We start from the raw sequence: 6395 nt of genomic DNA on the forward strand, positions 1-6395 counted from the left end.
CACCATGATCGACTCCGCGCCGCCGGCGGCTATGACCTCGTAATCCTCGACGGCCCTGCGATGCCGCTCTCGGCCGCCGGCCGCAAGCTGCTCGACGACACCGACGCGCTGGTGGCGGTGCTGCCGACCAGCCTCGACATCAACGACAGCCTGGAAGAGATCCTGACCGCGCTCGGCCGGGCCGAGCGCAAGCTCGTCGGCGTCGTGCTCGACGAGCTCACCCCTGCAATTGAAACGCGCCAGCGAGGCAGACAATATGCTTGAGCGCCGCGTCAACCTCGACGGACGGGCAGCGACTGCCGACGTGCCGCGAATTACCGTCGGCGGGCTTCGCATGGCCGCGCTCGACCTGGAAGCCACCGCCGATTTCATGATCGAGGCGACCGATCCCAATCACCGCATCGGCCGTCCGTTGTTCCTGACCTCGGCCAATGGCGAGGTCCTGGCGCGCTGCTCGACCGAGCCGCAGACCGAGCGCCTGTTCCGCGCTGCCGACCTGATCAACGCCGACGGCCAGCCGCTGGTGGCGGCCTCGAAGCTGCAATCCTGGTTTCCGCTGCCCGAGCGCGTCGCGACCACGGATTTGTTCCACATCGTCGCGCGCAAGGCGGAAGCGGTCGGCCGCACCTTCTACATGTTCGGCGCCAGCGAGGCCGAGAATATCGTGGCGGTCGAGAACGTCCAGAAGATGTATCCGAATCTCAAGATCGTCGGGCACAGCCACGGCTATCTGCGAGGCGACGCGCTACGTGCGAAGATCGAGGAGATCAACGCGCTTGCGCCTGATTATCTGTGGGTCGCGCTTGGCGTGCCCAACGAGCAGGCATTCGTGAAGGAATTCACGCCGCATCTCACCAATGTAGGCGTTATCAAGACATCCGGCGGCCTGTTCAATTTTTTGTCCGGCAGCCGCGCACGCGCACCGCAATGGATGCAGAAGATGGGACTCGAATGGGTCTGGCGCACCTGGCTCGAGCCACGCCGCCTGTTCTGGCGCTATTTGACCACCAACCCCCGCGCGCTCTATCTTCTCTTCGGCCGCAACCGACCCCTCCGCTAAGAGAAGAGCAGAAGACGACATGACCGACCGACCGACCGTCCTCGTCACAGGGGGCGCTGGCTACATTGGCTCGCATGCCTGCCGCGCATTGACCGCTGCCGGCTATCAGCCCATCGTTTATGACAATCTCTCGACAGGCCATCGCAGCTTCGTGACCGGCCCCCTGGTGACCGGCGATCTGCTCGACGGCACGACGCTGGCCCGCGCCTTCGCCGACCACAAGATCACGGCGGTGATGCATTTCGCGGCGGCGAGTCTCGTCGGCGAATCCATGACCGATCCGCAGAAATATTACGTCAACAATGTGCAGGGAACGCTGTCGCTATTGCAGGCGATGCGCAACGCCGGCTGCCATCGCATCGTGTTCTCCTCGACCGGCGCCGTCTACGGCAATGCCGACTCCAAGGAACTGCCGGAAGACTTTCCCTGCGTGCCGATCAATCCCTACGGCGCATCGAAATGGATGATCGAGCGGATGCTTGCTGATTACCGCTCGGCCTACGGCTTCGGCGCGTTCTGCCTGCGTTATTTCAACGCCAGCGGCGCCGATCCCTCAGGCGGCATCGGTGAGTTGCGCGACAACGAAACCCACCTCATTCCCCGCGCCATGATGGCACTGCAGGGCCATGTCGACTTCGCGGTGTTCGGCGACGACTACGACACGCCCGATGGAACCGCGATCCGCGACTACATCCACGTCACCGACCTTGCAGCGGCGCATGTCGCGGCACTGAAGCTTCTCGAAGACGGGCATGCCGGCGGCAGCTTCAATCTCGGCACCGGTTCGGGCTTTTCCGTGCGCGAGATCCTCAACGCGATCAGGCAGGAGACCGGGCGTGAAGTGCCCCACACCGTCAAGCCGCGCCGCGCCGGCGATCCCACTTATCTCGTCGCCGACCCCTCCGCGGCACGGAAGGTGCTGAACTTCGTGCCGCGTCACTCCGACCTGCCTACGGTCATCCGCACCGCCTGGGCCTGGCACCAGAAGGCGCATCCGTTCAGGCCGCGTTAGGCAATCGGCGCACCCGCGCCTTGCCTGCCGTGCCTCGACACGGCTAGAATGCATATTCGTTGCCGCCGCCAGCATATTGCTGACCGCCGCATCCTTACGCACAGCCGACGACGATGTCGGCCTGCATGGCTGCGCTCATTGGCGCGAGCCGATTTTTCCGAACGACGACCACTATCAAATCCGCCAGTCGGCCCGTCCATCGGGCGTGGATTTAGGGAGTATCGACCGCATGCATCAGGCCGCACGCCTGGAGTTCGAGCGCGTGATGGAAGAATTCGCCCGCTGGCAGGTCGTGCCCGCGGACGAGCGCTCGCCCGCGCCTGCCTGGTGGTGGGGTCCTGCGATGGCGGTGTTCGACGACAATGAGCCGATGGGTTGCGCATGGTGCGCCGAGCTCGGCTTGAACGACGGGTCGAGCTTCGCCGAGGGCGCGCGCACGATTCTCGCGCTGTTCGTCGAGCAGACCTCGCTGACGGGACCTCAGGATTTTCCGAGCAAGATCGAGGGCGGAGAACAAGACGTCCGCGAGCTGCACCCGCAGCCGTCAGACGACAGCGCGTTTCAGCCGTGACGCCGCAGCTTCCGTGACTGCAGCATCCGGCTCCGGCTGGAGCGGCGGCGCGACAGGCAGAACCATGGGCCGCAGCAGCTCGGCCATCTGCCGCGCCGGCAAGGGCTTGGAGATGAGGAAGCCCTGCATCTCATCGCAGCCATGGCTGCGCAGGAACGCCTCCTGCTCGACGTTCTCGACGCCTTCGGCGACGACGGTCATGCCGAGCGCCTTGCCCATGCTGATGATCGCTTGCGCGATCGCCTGGTCTTCCGAATCCTGCGGCAGGTCCCGCACGAACGAGCGGTCGATCTTGATGGTGTCGATCGGGAAATGCTTCATCAGCGACATCGACGAATAGCCGGTACCGAAATCGTCGATGGCAAGACGAATGCCGCGGCTCTGGATGGCGTCGAGCACCTTGAGCGCGCGGCCGACATTGCGCATCATCATGCTCTCGGTGACCTCGAGCTGGAGCAGCACCGGCGACATGCCGCTGGCGGCCAGCGCCTCGTCGACGTCCTGCAACAGATGCTCGTCGGCGAACTGCCGCGGCGACAGGTTGACCGCCATCGATAGCGGCAACAGGCCGCGGCGCTGCCAGGCCATGGCCTGGGCGCAGGCCTCGTTGAGCACCCAGCGGCCGATCGGCACGATCAGCCCGGTTTCCTCCGCAAGCGGAATGAACTGCGCCGGCGAGACGCTGCCGAGGTCAGGATGCGTCCAGCGCAGCAACGCTTCCACGCCGGTGATCTGGCCGGTCTCCATCTCCACCTTGGGCTGGTAGTTCAATGAGAACTGCCCGCGCTCCAGCGCCCGGCGCAGCGCGCTCTCCAGCGAGAGCCGTTCGATCGATTGCGTCTTCACTTCCTTGGAGAAGAAGCGGCAGCCGTTCTTGCCGTCTTCCTTGGCAAGATACATCGCCATGTCGGCGTTCTTTGTCAGCGTCTGCGCATCAGAACCGTTGGCCGGATACATCGCGATGCCGATCGAAGCCGTGGTGTGGCACTCGTGCCCGGCCAGCTCCATGGGCTCGGCCAGTGCCGTCAGGAGCCCGGTCGCGATCCGCTGGACGTCATCGATCTCGCCGCATTGATCGAGGATTACCACGAACTCGTCGCCGCCGAGCCGTGCCACCACGTCGCTCGTCCGCAACGCGCCGCGCAAGCGGTTCGCCACTTCGAGCAAGAGCAGGTCGCCGGCCTCGTGCCCCAGCGAATCGTTGATGACCTTGAAACGGTCGAGGTCGATGAACAGCACCGCAAAACGGTGGTCGTGATGCTCGGCAACGTCGATCGCCTTGCGCAAAAGCCCGTTGAAGGTTTCGCGGTTCGGAAGGTCCGTCAGGCTGTCATGGGAGGCGAGGTACTCGATCCGCTCGTCCGCCTCGTTCTTCTCGTCCGCGCGATCGAAATTCTCCATCGCGAAGGCGACGTTGTCGGCGAGGCGCTTCAACAGCTCGACGAACTCAGTCGTGAAGGTATCCTTTTCGGTCGACATGTAGATCATGACGCCGACGGCGAGGTCGTGAACGATGAGCGGGATCGCCGCGCCCGAGCGCGCACCATCGCCCCGAACGACGGCGTGGAAGGCACTCACGCGCTGGTCGGTGAGATAGTCGTTGCTGATGCAGGGCCGCCGGGTCCGGAACGCCGTGCCGCTCATCCCGCGCCCTTCGGGCCGCTCGGGATCGATGGAGAGACGGACGTTGCGTGTCGTGTCGGCGGACGGACCGGCGGCGGCCACGATCTCGAGCTGGTCGGTGCCGGCCCTGGCCAGCGCGATCGTGGTCGAGGTGAACTTGGCGCCGTTCGACGCCGCAAGGCACACGAGGTCGAACAATTCGGCGCGCGACTTCGCCCGCATGATCGCCTCGTTGGTCGCGCTCAAGGCCGCGAACATGCGCGTCAGCCGCTCCTTCTGCGCCTCGGTGCGGGCCTTTTCCTCAGCGCGATCGAAATTGTCGAGCGCGAACGAGACGTTTTCCGCGAGACGGGCCAGCAGCTCGACCAGATCGGGCGTGAATGTGTCTTCCTCCGGAGCAAGGAACAGCAGGATGCCGATCGGCTCCTGGCCGGCGCGCAAAAGCGGGAAGCTTGCAGCGGCACGGGTCCCATCCTCGACTGCCTTGGAGTGCCAGTGTGCCGAGCGGGGATCGTGCATATAGTCGTTGATGACACTGGGCCGACGCGTCCGCACCGAGATTCCGATGATTCCCTGGCTCTCGGGGTGATCCGGGGAAATCGCACAGCTGCGTCCGACCATTCGCTCCTGGAGACGCCCCTTCACGGCGACGACCCGGACCAGATCACATGTCTCGTCGATGATTCCAATCGTCGCCGAGGCGAACATACCGCCGAGCACGGCCGCCTGACATGCGACGTCGAACAGCTCCTCGCGAGTCTCGGCGCGCATGATGGCTTCGTTGGTGGCGCTCAACGCCGCAAACATGCCGCTCAGCCGGTCTCGCTGCTTGTCGGCCTTCGCCTTCTCCTCGGCGCGGTCGAGATTTGCGACCGCAAATGACACGTTGCGCGCAAGACGTTCCAGCAGTTCGACCAACTCGGGCGTGAACGTGCCGATCTCGAGGGAATTGAACAGGAACACGCCTTCGGTGCGGTCGCCGTTGAGCAACGGCAAGGCAGCGGAGGACTTGATGCCGGTGCGGCGCGCGCTGTCGTACCACGGCTTGAGGCGGTCATCGGACAGCAGGTCGTTGGTCAGGCAGGGCTTTCTGGTGCGGAAACACGTGCCGGTCAGGCCTCGCCCTTCCGGCACTGTGTCCGTCGTTGCAAATTTGAGCTTGCGCACTTCGTCGGAGTTCGGTCCTGCGGAAGCGACGACGCGCAGCATTTCGGAGGCAGGCTCGGCGAGCGCGATCGTCGCAGAGCCGAACTTGCCGCCCCGGAACGAAGCTTCGCATACGAGATCGAACAGCTCGGCACGCGACGTCGCCCGGATGATCGCCTCGTTGGTAGCGCTGAGCGCCGCATACATGCGCGCCAGCCGTTCCTCTTCCGCGGCGATTATGGCCTTTTCGGACTCCCGGTCGAAATTCTCGATTGCGAACGAGACGTTCTCCGCCATGCGCATCAGGAGCGCGACGACTTCCTCGTCCTTGGCCCAGGACTTGCTGATGAAGAACAGAATAATGCCGACGCTCTTGCCATATTTGATCAGCGGAGCCGCGACGAGGGCTGCGACGCCCGTATTGATATTGGCCTGCTCCCACGGCGTTCCCTTGGTGTGGCTGACGAGGTCGTCCTCGACAAGGGGCTTTTGGCTGCGAAAGACCGTACCGGAGATTCCACGGCCATAGGGATTGGCGGCATCGACGGAATATTGGGTCTGGGCAACGAGCTCCAGATTCTGGCCCGTGCCGGCGACGGGTTTCAGCCAGTGGGATTCCTGCTCCTTCAGCAGGACGACCGTCGCGAGCGACTTGCCGCCATGGACGGACGCGTCGCATACGAGCTGGTACAGCTCCTGCTCGGTCTTGGCACTCAGGATGGCTTCGTTGGTGGCGCTGAGGGCGCCGAACATGCGGTTGAGCCGCCGCGCCGTCCGTTCGCTGGCCTGCTGCGCGGTCTCGCGCGCGAAATTGTCCAGCGCATAGGAAATGTTGGCCGACATGCGCTCGAACAGCGAGACCATCGGGTCGTTGAACGAATTGGCCTCGCGACGGGTCACCAACAACACGCCGCGCCGTCCGTTCGCTGGCCTGCTGCGCGGTCTCGCGCGCGAAATTGTCCAGCGCATAGGAAATGTTGGCC

General features: G+C 64.4%; 4 protein-coding genes and 1 pseudogene. 4 read left to right on the forward strand and 1 reads right to left on the reverse strand.

Annotated elements, in window-relative coordinates; genetic code table 11:
• The 4 genes and pseudogenes from MOV75_RS23525 to MOV75_RS23540 form a co-directional block, all read left to right on the forward strand.
• Positions 1-264: pseudogene (locus MOV75_RS23525) on the forward strand (hypothetical protein); the annotation flags it as partial.
• The gene (locus MOV75_RS23530) at positions 257-1060 is read left to right on the forward strand and encodes a WecB/TagA/CpsF family glycosyltransferase (protein WP_246920462.1); all 804 of its coding nucleotides are present in this window, start codon (positions 257-259) and stop codon (positions 1058-1060) included. The pseudogene MOV75_RS23525 and the gene MOV75_RS23530, both read left to right, overlap by 8 nt.
• Before the next feature lie 19 nt (positions 1061-1079).
• Positions 1080-2072 carry a UDP-glucose 4-epimerase GalE gene (gene galE / locus MOV75_RS23535; RefSeq protein ID WP_246920458.1) on the forward strand — a complete coding sequence of 331 codons (993 nt, stop codon included), beginning with the start codon at positions 1080-1082 and terminating at the stop codon, positions 2070-2072.
• Positions 2073-2301: 229 nt separating this feature from the next.
• The gene (locus MOV75_RS23540) at positions 2302-2643 is read left to right on the forward strand and encodes a hypothetical protein (RefSeq protein ID WP_246920469.1); all 342 of its coding nucleotides are present in this window, start codon (positions 2302-2304) and stop codon (positions 2641-2643) included.
• Here MOV75_RS23540 and MOV75_RS23545 read toward each other — a convergent pair.
• A complete protein-coding gene (locus MOV75_RS23545) occupies positions 2617-6381 on the reverse strand; it encodes an EAL domain-containing protein (RefSeq protein ID WP_247006707.1) in 3765 nt (1254 codons plus the stop codon). The genes MOV75_RS23540 and MOV75_RS23545 overlap by 27 nt on opposite strands.
• Positions 6382-6395 lie beyond the last annotated feature (14 nt).

Source organism: Bradyrhizobium sp. PRIMUS42, assembly GCF_023006515.1.
Classification (GTDB): domain Bacteria; phylum Pseudomonadota; class Alphaproteobacteria; order Rhizobiales; family Xanthobacteraceae; genus Bradyrhizobium.